This is a genomic window from Fischerella sp. (genome assembly GCF_013388695.1).
Lineage (GTDB): Bacteria > Cyanobacteriota > Cyanobacteriia > Cyanobacteriales > Nostocaceae > PCC9605.
The window spans coordinates 18,346-36,180 of record NZ_JACAEU010000020.1 but is presented as its reverse complement, the minus strand read 5'-3'; the positions used below and the strand labels follow the sequence as shown (position 1 = coordinate 36,180).

The following is a 17,835-nucleotide window of genomic DNA, read 5'->3' as shown; positions in this document are numbered from 1 at the left end:
ATATGAATTTACAATTCACGGGTATGTAGAGACGTAGCAATGCTACGTCTCTACAATGATTTGGCATCGAACTACAAAAATGTATGCACACATAATTCATGACCAAATTCAGCAACGCCAAATTTCTTATATTAATCTGCGGTTTTTATTTACGCAGAGGTAGATATTCGTAAAGATAAACTGCCCTGGATATGGGAGATGCTTGTACTCTATCTTAAGATAGAGTATACAAAATACTATCCTTATACGTAAACTTCATCAGAAAAACACAATTGGATTAACCTTAGGTAAAGCAGTACGTATCCTTCCCGATCTGCCTATCTGTTAAGATATTCACTCACAAGCTCAACTTTGAACCTCAAAGGGTTAAATTTCACCTTCATACGCTCAGTTGATGCGATCGCACTTTTGCCAAGGATTTACTTTTTAGGATTAATATAATCGCAGAGATGGCGATCGCTCACCCAAAATTTTTAAGAGGCTTCCAAATAAAAAAATATCCTATCGCTTGCAAGACAAGGAGGACAAGGAAGAAATTGTGTGGGATGTAGGATTTGGATAATTTATTTTTTGGAGTTCCCTAAGAAAAGGTAAAAAAGCGATTAAACGCGCTCAACGCCTGATTTAGTCGTACTTATACCTAGATTTCAGTAAAATCTTCTTACTCAAGTGATAATTTCAATGCTTGTTGAAGTCCTATGTAAGATAAAAGTATTAGCCTCACTTAACAATCACCAATGACCTCGACCCTGCTGAAATTTCCTCGTCTGAATGCGCCTAAGCTACACCAGTTACCGAATGGTTTAACAATCATAGCGGAGCAAATGGCGGTGGAAGCAGTTAACCTAAATTTGTGGGTTAACGTTGGTTCAGCCGCAGAAGCGGATGCGATTAACGGCATGGCTCATTTTTTAGAGCATATGATTTTTAAGGGGACTGATCGACTGATAAGCGGCGAGTTTGAACGTCGGATAGAAGAGCGGGGTGCTGTTACGAATGCTGCTACTAGCCAGGATTATACTCATTACTACATCACCACTGCTCCCAAAGACTTTGCTGAACTTGCCCAGTTGCAAATTGATGTAGTAACTAATGCTAGTATTCCTGACGATGCCTTTGAACGAGAGCGATTAGTTGTTTTAGAAGAAATTAGACGTTCTGAAGATAATCCTCGCCGCCGCACTTACAGAAGAGCAATGGAGACGGCGTTTGAGAGACTACCATACCGGCGTCCGGTATTAGGGCCAGAAGAGGTAATTTCTCAACTCCGACCTCAACAAATGCGTGATTTTCACGCTACTTGGTATCAACCCCAGTCAATTACTGCTGTAGCTGTGGGTAATTTGCCAGTGGAAGAATTAATTGAAATTGTCGCTGACGGATTTACACAAACCAATAACCACCAACCACCAACAACCAACCCTCCGGGTTCGCAGTCGCACCCTGCGGGAAGCCGCCCTGCGGGCGTCTACATGGGGGGAACCACGCCAGGTGCTACAACGCTTGGTACCCCCGCAACGCACTGGCTCCCCAAGACCGCGCTGGCTCACAAACAACAACCAACAATTAACCCCGAACCTCCGTTTATTGAAATTATCCGGCATGAATTTGTTGACGAAAGTCTCCAGCAAGCACGGCTAGTAATGGTTTGGCGAGTTCCAGGGTTAGACCAACTCAATGAAACTTATGCCTTGGATATTTTGGCAGCAATTTTAGGACATGGGTGGACATCGAGACTGGTAAGGGATTTGCGCGAAGAACAAGGACTAGTTTCCCATATTTCTGTGAGCAATATGACTCATAAACTACAGGGAACATTTTATATTTCTGTCCATTGTCCAGTCGAAAATATTGCTGCTGTGGAAGAAGCGATCGCTCAACATATTAGAAGACTGCAAACAGAGATAGTCAAAGCATCAGAAATCGATCGCGTGTGCAAACGAGTAGCGAATAGGTTTATTTTTGGTAACGAAACACCAAGCGATCGCGCTGGTTTGTATGGCTATTATCAGACCTTGGTAGGAGATTTGGAACCAGCCTTTGACTATCCAAATCACATTCAAGCACAGGATGTAAATGACCTAATGCAAGCCGCTCAAAAGTATCTTTCCCCGGATGCTTACGGCGTGGTTGTGCTTAAGCCACATAGTTAGTGGTTAGTGGTTAGTGGTTAGTAGTTAGTGGTTTACTACTTCCCCACTCCCCCCATCTCCCCGAGTTCCCCATTTCCCAATTTCATCATGTGGACTGATATTGATGCCCATATTAGCCAAGTTACTGGCGAAAAATTCCACTCTTCACAACGACGTTCAGTTGGTGGTGGGTGTATCAACCAAGGTTATGCTGTCTCTGATAGCAAGCGTACCTACTTCATCAAGCTCAACCAAGCTTCTCAAGTTGCCATGTTTGAAGCAGAGGCGGTGGGTTTAGAACAAATGTTTGCCACAGCTACCATCCGGGTTCCCAAACCAATTTGCTGGGGTACAGCTGGTAATTCTGGCTACTTAGTATTGGAGTGGCTAGAAATGGATTCGGGTAATAGCAAAGCCTGGGAAGAGATGGGGCGCAAGTTGGCACAGATGCACAAAGCTACCAGTCAGAGCGGTTTTGGCTGGGATATAAATAATACAATTGGTTCTACACCCCAAATCAATACCTGGACATCCGACTGGGCAGAATTTTTTGGCAAACATCGCCTTGGTTATCAATTTCAGTTGGGAAGGTGGCGAGGAGGTCGTTTTCCACAAGCAGAAGAGTTACTAACAGCTATTCCCGAACTCTTGGCACACGATCCACAACCTTCCTTAGTACATGGTGATTTATGGGGAGGTAATGCTGGCTGTACCGTACAAGGAGAGCCAGTGATTTTCGATCCTGCCACTTACTTTGGGGACAGAGAAGTTGATATTGCCATGACCGAACTTTTCGGTGGTTTCCCTGCGGCATTTTATCGGGGTTATGATGAAGTGTTTCCCCTAGATCCAGGATATGAAAAGCGGAAGACTTTGTATAACTTGTATCACATTATCAATCACTTCAATTTGTTTGGAGGTGGGTATGAATCGCAAGCTAACAGTATGATTGCAAGGATTTTGCGTTAACCAAGCCTATAAAGCGATCGCTTCTGTCAGAGTGTTTTCAACAATCAAATAGGATTACTATAGAAGTCCTATATTAAGTTCTAACTAAAAATTTTTAATTATAAAAAATTCTCGAACCAATACCCCAAAAATTTTTCTTTATTTCTCGAAATACCTGCTCAGTAATAGTTTTTCTATTTGAGTACATTTGTAATCAACATCGATAAATACTTTTTTTAAAGTGAGATACTATGCATGGTTTTGCTAATGCAACCTAATTAGGGATTTCCAAGAAATAAATTATCCCGGATTGTGGGGTGGGTGTCCTCGCCCGCCCTTATCAAGCGGCTGCTCGTGTCGCCTGCCTCCACAAGAGATTTTTGGATACTTTTTTGGAAGTTCCTTAATAGCAGAAAGCAGGAGGCATTCCTACTCTACGGGAAGGCCTTTAGCGTAGGGGAATGAAAAATTAAAAATTAAAAATTCGAGCGATTCAATTTTTAATTTTTTATTCTCAATTTTTCATTCTTTAGGGGGCAAAAGGCAGCTATGCAGGAGGAAATGAATGAACAAAACCTTTGCAACTATCGATGGGAATGAGGCTGTAGCCCGTATTGCTTACTGCTTAAGTGAAGTCATAGCCATTTATCCCATCACTCCCTCTTCAGCAATGGGTGAATGGGCAGACACTTGGTCGGCAGATGGTCGTCCCAACCTGTGGGGTATGGTTCCGAGTGTAATTGAGATGCAGAGTGAAGGAGGAGCTGCTGCTGCTGTACATGGGGCGTTGCAAACGGGTTCCCTGACAACTACCTTCACCTCATCGCAGGGATTATTATTAATGATTCCTAACCTGTACAAAATGGCAGGTGAGTTGACTGGTGTCGTTATCCATGTTGCAGCCCGTTCTCTGGCTACCCATGCTTTATCAATTTTTGGCGACCATAGTGATGTCATGGCAGCCCGTGGTACTGGCTTTGCCCTGCTGTGTTCTGCCTCGGTGCAGGAAGCGCACGACTTTGCCCTGATTGCCCAAGCTGCTACTCTGGTGGCGCGAGTGCCGTTTATGCACTTTTTTGACGGCTTTCGCACTTCTCATGAAATTCAGAAAGTGCAACTGTTAAAAGACAACGACCTCCAGGCACTAATTGATCCGGAATTAATACTTGCCCACCGCGATCGTGCTTTAAGCCCAGACCATCCAGTGTTGCGGGGAACAGCCCAAAACCCCGATGTCTACTTCCAAGCCCGCGAACGCGTTAACCCTTACTACGATGCCTGTGCCAAAATTATTCAGCAAGTCATGGATAAATTTGGAGAACGCACAGGACGGTATTACCAAATTTATGAATACCACGGAGCAAGGGATGCCGATCGCGTTATTGTGCTGATGGGTTCCGGCTGCGAGACAGTGCATGAAACTGTAGATTACCTCAATGCCCGTGGCGAAAAGGTAGGTGTAGTGAAAGTGAGGCTTTATCGCCCCTTTGACGCTCAACGGTTTGTGCAAATTTTACCAAAAACAACAAAAGCGATCGCAGTTCTTGATCGCAGTAAGGAACCTGGAAGCATCGGAGAACCGATGTATTTAGATGTGGTCGCAGCTATTAATGAAGCTTGGAGTGGAGGAGATGAAGATGATCGAGGAAGTGGGAGAACTTCTTGCCTCCTCCGTCCTAAAATCGTCGGTGGTCGCTACGGTCTTTCCTCCAAAGAATTTACCCCAGCAATGGTGCGGGCAATTTTCGACAATCTGGCACAAGATTACCCGAAAAACCACTTTACTATTGGTATCAACGACGACGTTAGCCACACTTCCCTAACCTTCGACTCTAACTTCTCTACCGAAGCAGATAACGTTGTTCGAGCAATGTTCTATGGTTTGGGTTCTGATGGCACAGTGGGTGCAAACAAAAACTCGATCAAAATTATTGGCGAAGAAACTGACAACTACGCCCAAGGCTATTTTGTCTACGACTCGAAGAAATCTGGCTCGATGACTGTCTCTCATCTGCGTTTCGCCCCGCAGCCAATTCGCTCTACCTACCTGATTGACAAAGCTAATTTCATTGGTTGCCATCAGTGGGTACTCCTGGAACGTGTGGATGTGCTCAAAGCTGCTGTGTCTGGGGCAACATTTCTACTTAATAGTCCCCACGACGCCGATACTGTCTGGCAACATTTGCCGATGCAAGTGCAGCGGCAGATTATCGAGAAAAAACTGAAGTTTTATGTGATTGATGCTACTAAAGTTGCCCGTGACAGTGGCATGGGCGGACGAATTAATACGGTAATGCAAGTATGCTTTTTTGCCTTAGCAGGGGTTTTACCCCAGGAAGAAGCGATCGCCAAAATTAAGCAGGCAATTGCAAAGACTTACGGTAAGAAAGGGGCGGAAGTTGTCCGCATGAATTTGCAAGCAGTAGACCGGACGCTAGAAAATTTGCATAAGGTCGATGTTCACAGATGGGGAGATGCAGAGAGGGGGAAGGGGGGGGCCCCACTTTGTGGGGATAAGGGGCAATGGGGTGATGGGGTGATGGGGAGATGGGGAGAAATCCAAAATCTTGCGAGTGCGCCGGAGTTTGTGCGAGAAGTTCTCGGTAAAATGATGGCTGGGCAGGGGGATGAGTTACCTGTGAGTGCCTTACCAGTAGATGGCACTTTTCCCACAGGTACCTCTCAATGGGAAAAACGCAATATAGCAATAGAAATTCCTGTTTGGGAACCAGATGTCTGCGTACAATGCAGTAAGTGTGTGATGGTTTGTCCCCATGCTGCGATTCGCAGCAAGATTTATACAGTAGGTGAGTTAAATAAAGCTCCTGTGACCTTCAAATCAACCCATGCCAAAGATAAAGACTTTGCCGGACAGCAATTTACCATCCAGGTAGCACCGGAAGACTGTACGGGATGCGGTATTTGCGTAGATATTTGTCCTGCTAAAAATAAATTACAGCCAGAAAGCAAGGCGATTAATATGAAACCGCAGCTACCTTTGCGGGAGCAAGAGCGGGAAAATTGGAATTTCTTTTTAAATTTACCAAACCCTGATCGACGCCAACTAAAACTCAATCAAATTCGCCAACAACAACTGCAAGAACCATTGTTTGAATTTTCTGGTGCTTGTGCGGGTTGTGGCGAGACGCCTTATTTAAAATTATTAACACAACTATTTGGCGATCGCGCTATGATTGCTAACGCCACAGGTTGTTCTTCTATCTATGGTGGCAATCTGCCCACAACCCCTTGGACAAAGAACAGTGATGGTAGGGGGCCGGCATGGTCTAATAGTTTATTTGAAGATAATGCCGAATTCGGTTTTGGCTTTCGCCTCTCCCTCGATAAACATGCTGAATATGCTGCCCAATTGTTGCAGGAATTGGGCAATGGGAAAGATTCCCAAAAGCTTATTCCGCCTGATTTGGTTGGATCTATATTAAATGCTCCCCAAAAAACTGAAGCAGACATTTATGAGCAAAGACAGAGGGTAGCATTGTTGAAACAACTATTAGATGAAATTTTGGTTGATGTAGAAACGCATCATAGCGTGTCTCTACAGATAAAATCCCAAATCCAGAATCTCAAATCCCTTGCTGACTACCTTGTCAAAAAGAGTGTCTGGATTGTTGGCGGTGACGGTTGGGCGTATGATATCGACTTTGGCGGACTCGATCATGTACTTGCCAGTGGTCGCAATGTGAATGTTCTGGTAATGGATACAGAAGTATATTCCAATACAGGTGGTCAATCTTCCAAAGCAACTCCACGAGCTGCTGTTGCCAAGTTTGCTGCCAGTGGTAAGCCAGCCGCCAAGAAAGATTTAGGACTAATCGCCATGAGCTACGGTAATGTCTACGTGGCAAGTGTAGCATTAGGCGCACGAGATGAGCATACCCTCAAGGCGTTTTTAGAAGCCGAAGCCTACGACGGGCCATCGCTAATTATTGCCTACAGCCATTGCATTGCCCACGGCATCAATATGACAACAGCGATGAGCAACCAAAAAGCATTGATAGAATCAGGTCGTTGGTTGCTGTATCGGTACAATCCAGAGTTGCGAAAACAGGGTAAGAATCCCTTGCAGTTGGATATGCGACAGCCGAAGCAGTCACCAGAACAATCAATGTATCAAGAAAATCGCTTCAAAATGCTTGCTAAGAGCAAACCCGAACTTGCGAAACACTTGCTGCAACAAGCGCAGGCGGAAGTAGATGCACGTTGGCAATTGTATGAGTATCTGGCAGCACGCCCAATAAGAGAGGATGAGAGTTAAGAATTTAAAGACCATCCCAAACTCGTAGGCTGTTCGTAAACTCGTTTTAAGGTATTCACATCTCTTGGAGAAATTGGCGGCGGGTTGCGAACTTGAGAAAAGTATAATACATCACTCTGCAGCGGACTATGCCCCCATATTCCCAAGGCGTGGCCTAGTTCGTGGCGAGCAGCAGCTAAAAGGTATTTACCTGTTTGACTGGGACTTAATAGAATAGTAAAACGATGGTATAAAAAATTATTTTTATTATATAAATCGTAAGTAGTTTGGGCGGAACGCGCACGGGGAAATTTACTGCCAGGAGAAGTTTGCAAAGGAGGAGCTTTTCTGACGATTGTGATATCAGCTACTTCCGGTTTTTCGATTACTTGTAGAGGTAAATAAGCGCTCCAATCTCGGACAGCTTGTAAAACTTCGTTGACCCATGCTTGTGCTTGCTTGGCGTCTATTGTTTTTGGTGTTTCTACGTAAATTTTAATGGGAAATTGCGACCAAATTAAATAGCCTATTTGTGTTGGTGCAATTTGAGAAAAGTAGTCACCATTGTTTGTACTATCTTGCCAGTTTGCTAGTGTCGGCGGTAGGGGATGGGATTTGGGAGGAGGTAGGGAGGTGGGGTGATGGGGAGAGTATGAGAGATTAGCAAATGACTGCGCGTTAGTCAAGATCGCGAGCAGTCCAGTGGTAATAATTAGTCCCAAAAGTGCTAGTAAACTTGGTAAATTTAAACTTCTGAGAGCATTAGGTTTCCGGTGTTGGGTTCTTCTTCCCAGGCGTTGCATATTTGCGGGATGATTTGATAGTTTTGTGGAATGGGCGACACGAGCCGTCTGTTGGATTTTCGGGGCGGACAAGATGTCCACCCCATAAGAAATCATCTCTTGATTGTGCAACACCTCTCCCCATCACCCCATCACCCCATCTCCCTATCTCCTCATCCTTAATTAGGGAGCCAACCAGCACTCAAAACTACAGTTAAACCAAGAAAAACGACTGTCAGCGCCCATGTGACTCGGTTCAATGTGTTTTCTGCACTTTTGGTACTGCTAAACAACTGGGCTTGTCCGCCAATGGCTCCGATGCCATCTCCTTTGGGGCTATGCAGTAACACTAAGACTATCAAAGCGATCGCCGAAAAAACCCAAATGCCTTGTACGATGTTAGAAACGGTCATAGTAGCAATGTTGTTATGAATTATGAATTATGAATTATGAATTGTATTAAATTCTCATTCATAATTCACATTATTAACTTTTTACAGTCTAACTTCCACGGGAGTGCGAGATAATTTTACTTCATACTCTGTTGGTTGCAACAGCGATCGCCCTGTCATTTCTGGTGGCTGAGGCAGCTGTAAAATCTGCAAAATCGTAGGGGCAATGTCGGCTAACTTGCCATCGCTTCGCAAGGCAACATTTCCGCCATGTCCGGGAATTTTTGCTTGTTCTCCTTCCACGACGATCAGAGGAACTGGGTTGGTAGTATGGGCTGTCCAGGGATTTCCCTTCTCATCGATCATATATTCGGCGTTACCGTGGTCAGCAGTAATAATTGCTGTACCTCCAGCTTTGCTCACACTTGCCAGCAGGCGTGCTAAACAGCTATCCACAGTTTCTATGGCTTGAATCGTAGCTTCCATCTTACCTGTGTGTCCCACCATGTCTGGATTGGCATAGTTAATCACAACTAAGGAGTAGATTCCCTTTTCAATCGCTGCTACTGCTATGTCTGTAACTGCTTCGGCTGACATAGTTGGTGCTTTGTCATAAGTAGCAACCATCGGACTGTTTACTAGTTCCCGGTCTTCTCCTGGGAAAGGTTCCTCTAGTCCGCCATTAAAGAAGTAGGTGACGTGAGCGTATTTCTCGGTTTCAGCGGTGCGAAACTGCTTGAGACCGTGCTGGGAAATTACTTCTCCTAAAATATTACTCAGATTCTGCGGTTCAAAGGCAACCTTTACTGGTAAATCTGGGTCATACTGCGTAAATGTGACAAAGGACAATGGCGCGATCGCCTGTCTTTCAAAACCGTTAAACTCTGGATTGACGAAAGCTTGGGTGAGTTGTCTGGCGCGGTCGGGGCGGAAGTTAAAAAATATTACCCCATCTCCTGGTTCTATCGCACCGGGTGCAATGCGTATGGGGGCGATGAACTCGTCTGTGACACCCTCTGCATAGGATGCTTGCAGAACTTCCACAGCAGAACGACCATTGCTGGGGCTATCTTGCGTCATCACATCATAGGCGCGTTTGGTTCGATCCCAACGGCGATCGCGATCCATCGCATAATAACGACCACTAAGGGTAACTATGCGTCCGATGCCAATCCGGTCTATATAGTTTTGGATGAGCGCAATTGCCTTGACACCATCTGTTGGGGCGGTATCGCGACCATCTGTGATGGCATGTATGCATATTTCCGAAATTCCCTGACTTTTCGCTAAGTCAAGTAGTCCGAATAGATGACTGACGTGCGAGTGTACCCCACCCTCAGAACAAAGCCCGACTATATGCAGCTTGCCATTGCGATTCTTGACTTCTTGGCAAATACTGACAAGTGCTGGGTTCTTGAGAATGGAACCGTCTTCTACCGCATCGGAAATGCGTACTAACTCTTGGGGTACAACCCTCCCAGCACCAATGTTCAGATGACCAACTTCAGAGTTGCCCATTTGACCCTCTGGCAATCCCACTGCTTTTCCGGATGTGCGGATCAGGGTGTGCGGATATGCTGCCCATAAGCTATCCATTACCGGAGTTTTAGCAGCTGCAATAGCATTTCCTTGTGTCTCCTCGCAGTAGCCCCATCCGTCTAAAATGACTAGCACCACGGGAGCAACAGGTGCTTTGGTCATAATAAAATTGCCCTTTACTTTTTGTAATACCCGAATGATACCACTGCTAATGGAAGCCGCAAGTAGATTTGTGCCTATTAACTTATTTTATAAGAGTATTTCGATTTTTTAGATATTTCTTAAAGTTTAGCAATTTTTTCTTAATTTTTGTGGTATTGGTTGGCTGTTAGTGGTTAGTAGTTAGTGGTTAGTAGTTAGTAGTTGGTTGTTATACCAATTTTAAAAAAGAATGCGACAGATGGATTTACAGAACTCTTATGCACCAAAGAGTTTCCCAATCCAAAATCTAAAATCCAAAATGGTATTACCCACTAACCACTATCTACTAACTACTAACATTCTCTTACTTCTTCTTCGCCGCAGCTTTAGCAGCTTTAGCAGCTTTTTTAGCGGCTTTTTCGGCTGCGATCGCTGCTAGCCTAGCTTGTTCTTTTTCTTCCGCTATTTTCTCCAGGTAGTAATGATAGTCACCTAAGTAGACGCGGAATTCTCCATCCCGAATTTCCACGATTTTATTGGCTACCTGAGAGATAAAATATCGGTCGTGAGAAACAACTATCGCTGTGCCATCATAGTTTTGCAACGCTTCTTCCAGCATTTCTTTGGCTGGAATATCTAAGTGGTTGGTTGGCTCATCTAGTATGAGTAAATTTGCTGGACACAAGAGCATTTTTGCTAACGCTAGACGTGCTTTTTCACCACCACTTAAGGCAGCAACTTTTTTAAACACTGTATCGCCACTGAATAAAAAGCGTCCTAGCAGTGTGCGGACTTCTTCATCTTTCCAGTCAGGAACTTCATCATGGATAGTTTCCATAACAGTTCTTTGCAAGTCCAAAGCTTCCGCCTGGTTTTGCTCGAAGTAACCCGGGATCACATTGTGTTCGCCTAATTTAACAATGCCTTCTGTAGCGTGTTCCATACCCATAATCAGGCGTAACAAAGTAGATTTGCCAGCACCGTTGGGGCCAAGAAAAGCAATGCGATCGCCTCTTTCAATCAGGAGATTTGCTCCTAAAAACAAGATTTTGTCATCGTAGATGTGAGTTAAATCTTTGATTTCCACTACCTCTCGTCCGCTACGGGGTGCAGTGGGAAAACGGAAGTGTAATGTTTTTAACCCAGCAGTAGGTGCTTCGATGCGCTCAATTTTTTCCAGTTGCTTTTCCCGGCTTTTTGCCTGGGTACTCCGGGTAGCACTAGCACGGAACCTGTCAACAAAGGCTTGTTGCTTCTCTAATTCTTTTTGCTGGCGTTCGTAAGCACTAAGTTGCGCTGTTTGATTTTCGGCTTTCTGTTGTAGGTATGCCGAGTAGTTACCGAGGTAGGTAGTGGAAACACCACGTTCAGTTTCTACAATTTGGGTGCACAGACGATCGAGGAACTCGCGGTCATGGGAAACTATTACCATCGGCGTACTCAAGCCTTTGAGGTAATTTTCCAGCCACTCAATAGTTTCTAAATCTAGGTGGTTAGTTGGCTCGTCCAGAAGCAGCAAATCAGGTTCTTGCAGAAGGATTTTACCCAAACTGATTCGCATCTGCCAACCACCACTGAAAGCACTGACAAGGCGATCGCCATCTTCTGGTTCAAAGCCCATTTCTGGTAATATCTTGCCAATGCGTGCCTCTAGGACATAACCATCTAAGGCTTCAAACTGCCGCTGCAAGCGATCTAACTTATTGATCAGTTTTTCCAGTTGTTCTGGTGAGGCGGTTTCCATCTGCTGCTGTACCTGCACCAGAGACAACTGTACCTGGTTTGCCTCCTTGAAGACTGTCCAAAATTCTTCTCTGATGGTGCGGCTGGGATCTACATCAAACTCTTGGTTGAGGTAGGCTATGTGTAAGCTGGCAGGACGAATAACTTCACCAGAGGTTGGCTCAACTTTGCCAGTGATGATTTTGAGTTGAGTGGATTTACCAGCACCATTGACACCAACTAAACCAACGCGATCGCCAACTTTCACTTCCCAATTAATATCCTTGAGGACTTCGCCAGTCGGATAAATTTTACTAATATGTTCTAGTCTTAGCATTGAGTGTCTCCAAGGTAGGCAATGTGCAGGGAAGGCTAACTCACATCGAGTCCAATCTTAACAAAATTTAATTACAAATTCTGTACGAGAAATTCCTTGAAGATAGAGAAAAATTTTAGCTAGCGATACGCTAATAGTTGCTGTATCAATTTGAGGATTGATTTTGTGCTGCTTGCCTGACTTGTTCAATCTCTAAGCCTAGTGCCTCTGCTATCTGTTCTACAGTCAAACCCAATGCCAATAATCTCGGTATTGCTTCTAATTTACCTTCTTGCCATTCTTTTTTCACCACCAAGACACTAAGACACCAAGAAAAATCCATTTCCAAAACTCAAACCTTGACAGGAGTAGTGTCTACTCTTACGGGAAGTCGAAGAAGGCGCGTCTGTGTGCCTTGGTGGACGCAGTTTATGACAGCTACTTATGAAAGGCTGTTGTTGAGGCTGATATACGGATACCTAAGCTTGAGAGTCATTCCTCTGATTCTCTGGCTTAGGCATCCGCAGTATGAATTTTATATTCAAGGTCTTTATATTAGTTGACCCCGTTATTATTGCAATAAGTAAACTAGTATTTAGATTCGCATCAAATTAGTAAAGTTTATTAATATTTAATATTTTCTTAAGCTTTAGAATTTAATATTTTCTTTAGATTGTTCACGATAACCGACACAAACGATACCCCGGCTACCAACCGGGGTTTTTGTCCAAGTCAGCTATTGTAGTCTTGCTGTAGGCTGTCGCAACGGGGTACGTGCTGTGAACTCATCAACATTGCGTCAACTCTGGTCTGTGATTGAAGATACTCAGACTAGTATTCTTTTAGAAGTCAACGACACGGAATTGGTTCAACAGTTACTAAGGCAACTAGAAACTCAGAAAATACTCAGCAGCGAAGAAATCAGTGTCATCAGTGCTTATATTAGTTCTAGGTTGCCACTAATTCGGGATCTTGCTCTGTTACGTAGAGGATACATTTGAGCAGAAACCTAGAGCGATCGCTTTGGGATAACAGTTATTTATTAAAACTGAAACGTCCGTCAACCTTTTGATTACCAATACTCGCAGTAACTTTCACCTGATACTGACCAGCTGCATTTCCAGGAAAAAAAGCAGCGTAGTGTTTCCCAGTAGCATCATAACTAAAAGGAATAGTCTTTTGTGTCCCATCTGGTTGCTGAACTTGAGCTGTGACTTTGGCATTAGGTACTGCTTCATGGCGATCGCCTGTTTGCAGATATAAGTCTAGATGAGTTCCGTTGGCTTCTTTTTCAGGCACGAACTCTAAATGATATTTTCCTGTCTCCACAACTTGACCACCTTTGGGCGATCGCTAACCCAATCAATACTAACTGAGGATTTTAGGATACTTAAATTTAATATAACAATTGAATAGTTATTCAATTGTACAATTTTTGAATTTTAGTTAAAATTGATATTGATAACCATTGCCTAAAAGAAAATTGCCATGAACAAGCAAAAGGGAAAGCAAGATTTGGACTTACTCCCAGGTTCTGAAACGCCTAAGTGCGATACCCATTTGGTGCATTTAGATCGTGTACGTTCAATAGGGGCGCAAATTCTGCCAACAAACAAAGCACAGGAGATGGCAGAAATTTTTGGGGTGTTGGCAGATACAAACCGTCTACGCCTCTTATCAGCTTTAGCAAACCAAGAATTATGTGTTTGCGATTTAGCTGCATTGACAAAAATGACAGAATCAGCAGTTTCACACCAACTAAGATTATTAAAGGCAATGCGTTTAGTCAGTTATCGCCGAGAAGGTCGTAACGTCTATTACAGCTTGGCTGACAGTCACATCATTAACCTGTATCGTTCTATAGTAGAACACTTGGATGAATCCTAATTTCCCTCATTAGAAATAGCTTGTTGACATTGAGGAATTAATAAGTGCGATCGCGCTGTCTAAATATTAGATATCTATAAAATTAACAGTCATCTTCAATGACAATGCCTTTACAGCTAAATAAAGCTTCCCAAAATCCCTACTTCTCAGTAACGGAATCCCGTTGCGTCCGAATCCATTTTGTCTGAGGTTGAACTAGAAAAGCTAAATAAAGTGGAATCTTCCGCAGGATGTATAGAGGTACGGCAAACATCGTTTGCACAGGGAAGTTAGCCCGGCCAAACTTACTCCAAGCTGCAACGATCGAGGTAAAAATTAGTAGCCCTTCCATTGCTAGCAAGATGGTTGGCAGCCAAGAAGTCCCCAAACCTCCAGCTAAGGCGGCTCCTCCTATGGCAGTTGCCCACATCATTACCAACAGCGAGAGTGGTGGTACACATAAGTCCAGGGCGATCGCCAACAAATCAAAACGCTTTTGATGAATAGAAGCTCGTAGCAGTCTAGGAATTTGCGTGAGCATGATTTGCAAATAACCATGTTCCCAGCGTGTTCTTTGGCTGTTGGCTGCGTGCTGCTGTTGTGGGAATACCCCTGTTACTTGAGCATCTAAGCAAAATTGGGGAGAATATCCAGCGATGGCAAGATCCACAGCAAGTTGCATATCCTCAACAATATTACCGCTAGCTAAAGAAACCTTTTGGATGACTGACCAGGGAAAAGCCATACCTGTACCCGTTAATAAGCAGGGTAGGCCTAGTTGCTTTAATCCCGTCGGACGGACTAAGTTCTTAACCATAAATGCTAGTGCCGAAACCAGTTCCTTTGGTTCTGGGTTCGGGGGTGGTGTCAACAGGTAGACAGCCTGAATTGGACGTACTGTCGCTTTAGCCAAACAAGCAATCCGAGCGATCGCGCCCGGATGAACTATACAGTCTGCATCCACCATCACCACTACCTCGGGAGGATTAGTCGCGATATATTGCAGACCATAGTCTAAAGCGTAACCCTTACCCATGTGCTGGGGATCGTAGCGCGAGATCGCGGTTGTGCCTGCCTTTTGGGCTACAGCTGCTGTTTCATCGTCACAATTATCGGCAATGACGATCGGGCGATCCTGTTCTGATAACTGTGGTAGCAATGATTGCAGTGTGGCACTAATTCCTGCTGCTTCATTATGGGCTGGAACTAAAACGTCAACTCTGGGTTGAGAGACAAGTGCGTCTTTACACTCAGTTTGGTGTTGGGAAAAGAGTGCCGCAATACATTCAACGAAAAAGACAGAGATGGGAATGAAAAGCCCGAGGGCGATCGCCAACAAGACAATTTCAAAACATCGGATCGCCAGCTGATAAACTGTCACTATTTTTAAGCCTTTTTTTGTTTCGCTTGGTTTTTTATAAAGAACTAGAAGCAGCCGATGATTTGGCTTGTAGTAAGTTACGAAAACTGGATGAACTTTTTTTGCTTGTCTCAATATTGTTAGCCACTATACCCAAAACAGGTAAGTGCAACATTCGCAGGCGGTGCAGTGCCTGAGTTAATAACGAACGTTTGGTTTTGCCAACTCCCACAACCATCAATATTCCATCTGTATGCTCAGCGAGAAAATAACTATCAGCAAAACCAAGCAGATGGGGTGTGTCATAAATCACTAAGTCAAAAGCTTGATGAAATTGCTCCATTACATGCTGCATCTGAGTAGATCCAAGCATCCTGGTAGAGGATGGTAGGATTTTGCCAGAGGTCAACACAAAAAGGTTATTTTGTATGCGTGATAGCTGGGTGTTAGATGGGCGAGGAGCCAGGTCTTCAGAAATCATGTTGCTTAGCCCATGCACATTTTCCAAACCTAGCTTAGTGTGGAGATAAGGTAGACGGAAGTTTGCATCAACTAGTAAAGCTTTCTTACCCATATAGGCTGCGGCTTGAGCCAAATGCAAAGCAATAGTTGATTTTCCATCTCCAGGTGCAGGTGAAGTCACAACTAAAGATTGGGTTTTAGGAGCACCAGCAAGAAAACGAACGCTGGCGTAGAGAGAATCGAAAGCTGACAAAAATTTAGTATCTTCCTCAGTCCCGTCAATTGCGCCGATAACTTCTGAAGAATGTTGTGCATTTTCATTCCAAGGAATCACCTCTAACACAGGTAATTTGATTTCATTTTCAATGTCTTCAGAAGTGTAAAAGACATTGCTGTGTTTCTCTTTAAGGGCAGCAGCTCCCAATCCCAATGCACCAGCCGCAACCAATCCCATAGCTAGCTTCTTGAGATTATCGCTCTTAGTTGATATCAAGTTGCCATTTTCATCGCGCGGTATTCTGGGCGGAGAAACGACCTCCCAAGGCACTTCGCGCTGTGCTGCATCGACTTGCAAGGTTTCTCGCTGTATTGAAAGTTGGTTGAGCGTTTTGGTAGCAATTTCTAGCCGCCGCCGCAGTTCATTATACTGGCGCATATTAACTGGAAACTGATTTACTTGCTGAGCCAGGTAAGCTTCAGACTGAGCAAGTGCACCAAGACGACTCTCTAAAACTTGAATATTATTGGTAGTATCAACCAGTTGTTTGATTAGTGCCAGACGAGTAGGATCTTGAAAATTTAGTAATTGGGGATTTACCCCTTGAGTTGGCAGCTTTTGCCCCAGAATATTTTGGGCTTCCTGATTCAACAGCTGAGATAAATTTTGCTGCTGCTGCCGCAGCTTTTGAAAAGATGGGTGTTCTTCGCTAAACCTTGCTGCCTCCATCGCCATCACACTCTCTAGTTTCTTCAACTCTCCCAGTAGCTCTTGATAGCGAGGTTCTTGACTAAGAGTAGAAGCAGCCAGTGCTTCATCAGGTGTTAGCCTTAATTGTTGTTGCAATCTCTCGTAGAGCCGCTTATTCTCTTGCAAATCCTTTTGGGCGTTTAGTTTCTGAGCTTCGACTTCACGAACTTGCTGAGATAATTCTTCAACTTGACTTTCGGGATCGCTCAATTTGTATTTCTGTTGAAGCCTTTGTAAATTGCCCTCTAGAGTACTAACTTGCTGTTGCAATTTCGGGAGCTGAGCATCAATGAATTTAACACCTGCGTTAATACGCTTCTTGCGATCGTTAAGACTGAAACTTAAATACTCTTGAGCAATTTCTGACAAAACAAACTCGACTTTTTCAGGGTCAGAATCCTTGTAAATAACTTCTATGATGTTAGTCGAGTCAAGTAAATCTTCGCCAATGCGTTGAACTACTAAATTCTGATTAAATGTTTCGTAAGTAATGTCAGGATATCGGGCTTGGATTTTTTGAACAACTCGCCCCAGCATCTCTGTTCCTTGCAAAACCCGAAGCAGAGATGGATAATTTACATCAGTTTTTGGATTGTTATTAACTTCTCCATTACGCGATATAAAAGAAGGATCTGTCAGTTTAGCTTCAGAAGTTACAGGCTCTACTAAAATCTGAAAATTGCCTTCGTAGCTACGAGGGGAAGACAAGACGAAGTATATAGTTATAGTCGCCACTAAACTGGCAATGCTACTAATCAAAAGGAGATTTCGCTGAAACATTCTCATGAATGGACGCAGATCCAATCCTCGTTTCTTAAATTCAGCAAAATCATCTGTTTCAACTAATCTCAGGTCTTGTAACTGATCTCTACGCTCGATAAGTGTAAAGGCTTGAGCTTCTTGTTTATCCTTCATAGTGACTGCTATAGATTTTATGTAGTTTTCCCCTGAAT

At 43.9% G+C, this 17,835-nt stretch carries 12 protein-coding genes and 1 pseudogene; 5 read left to right on the top strand and 8 right to left on the bottom strand.

Annotated features, from left to right (window positions below):
• Positions 1-737: 737 nt before the first annotated feature.
• The 3 genes from HXY43_RS03400 to nifJ all read left to right on the top strand — a co-directional run bounded on the left by HXY43_RS03400 (position 738) and on the right by nifJ (position 7,356).
• On the top strand, positions 738-2,153 hold the full coding sequence (locus HXY43_RS03400; RefSeq protein WP_290880003.1) for a pitrilysin family protein: 1,416 nt from the start codon (positions 738-740) through the stop codon (positions 2,151-2,153).
• An 87-nt stretch (positions 2,154-2,240) separates the two neighbouring features.
• The gene (locus HXY43_RS03395) at positions 2,241-3,101 is read left to right on the top strand and encodes a fructosamine kinase family protein (RefSeq protein ID WP_290880001.1); all 861 of its coding nucleotides are present in this window, start codon (positions 2,241-2,243) and stop codon (positions 3,099-3,101) included.
• Positions 3,102-3,645: 544 nt separating this feature from the next.
• On the top strand, positions 3,646-7,356 hold the full coding sequence (nifJ, locus tag HXY43_RS03390) for a pyruvate:ferredoxin (flavodoxin) oxidoreductase (RefSeq protein WP_290879998.1): 3,711 nt from the start codon (positions 3,646-3,648) through the stop codon (positions 7,354-7,356).
• Here the strand turns inward: nifJ and HXY43_RS03385 are convergent.
• The 5 genes from HXY43_RS03385 to HXY43_RS03365 form a co-directional block, all read right to left on the bottom strand.
• Entirely contained in the window at positions 7,353-8,129 is a 777-nt protein-coding gene (locus HXY43_RS03385) for a peptidase (RefSeq protein WP_290880005.1), read from the bottom strand. The genes nifJ and HXY43_RS03385 overlap by 4 nt on opposite strands.
• A gap of 167 nt (positions 8,130-8,296) precedes the next feature.
• Entirely contained in the window at positions 8,297-8,530 is a 234-nt protein-coding gene (secG, locus tag HXY43_RS03380) for a preprotein translocase subunit SecG (protein ID WP_290879995.1), read from the bottom strand.
• Between the two features lie 81 nt (positions 8,531-8,611).
• Positions 8,612-10,210, bottom strand: coding sequence for a 2,3-bisphosphoglycerate-independent phosphoglycerate mutase (gene gpmI / locus HXY43_RS03375; protein WP_290879993.1), 1,599 nt, complete (start codon positions 10,208-10,210; stop codon positions 8,612-8,614).
• A 343-nt stretch (positions 10,211-10,553) separates the two neighbouring features.
• The gene (locus HXY43_RS03370) at positions 10,554-12,248 is read right to left on the bottom strand and encodes an ABC-F family ATP-binding cassette domain-containing protein (protein ID WP_290879990.1); all 1,695 of its coding nucleotides are present in this window, start codon (positions 12,246-12,248) and stop codon (positions 10,554-10,556) included.
• 145 nt (positions 12,249-12,393) lie between these two features.
• Positions 12,394-12,570, bottom strand: coding sequence for a hypothetical protein (locus HXY43_RS03365; protein ID WP_290879987.1), 177 nt, complete (start codon positions 12,568-12,570; stop codon positions 12,394-12,396).
• 436 nt (positions 12,571-13,006) lie between these two features.
• On the opposite strand from HXY43_RS03365, the gene HXY43_RS03360 reads away from it, so the two are divergent.
• Positions 13,007-13,228, top strand: a complete 222-nt coding sequence (locus HXY43_RS03360) for a hypothetical protein (protein WP_290879985.1) — start codon at positions 13,007-13,009, stop codon at positions 13,226-13,228.
• Positions 13,229-13,262: 34 nt separating this feature from the next.
• Here the strand turns inward: HXY43_RS03360 and HXY43_RS03355 are convergent.
• A pseudogene (locus HXY43_RS03355) lies at positions 13,263-13,571 on the bottom strand (hypothetical protein); the annotation flags it as partial.
• 144 nt (positions 13,572-13,715) lie between these two features.
• Here HXY43_RS03355 and HXY43_RS03350 point away from each other — a divergent pair.
• On the top strand, positions 13,716-14,114 hold the full coding sequence (locus HXY43_RS03350) for a helix-turn-helix transcriptional regulator (RefSeq protein WP_026733953.1): 399 nt from the start codon (positions 13,716-13,718) through the stop codon (positions 14,112-14,114).
• Between the two features lie 139 nt (positions 14,115-14,253).
• On the opposite strand, the gene HXY43_RS03345 is transcribed toward HXY43_RS03350, so the two are convergent.
• Entirely contained in the window at positions 14,254-15,474 is a 1,221-nt protein-coding gene (locus tag HXY43_RS03345) for a glycosyltransferase family 2 protein (protein WP_290879981.1), read from the bottom strand.
• A 34-nt stretch (positions 15,475-15,508) separates the two neighbouring features.
• The gene (locus tag HXY43_RS03340; RefSeq protein ID WP_290879978.1) at positions 15,509-17,797 is read right to left on the bottom strand and encodes a tyrosine-protein kinase domain-containing protein; all 2,289 of its coding nucleotides are present in this window, start codon (positions 17,795-17,797) and stop codon (positions 15,509-15,511) included.
• Between the last annotated feature and the right edge of the window lie 38 nt (positions 17,798-17,835).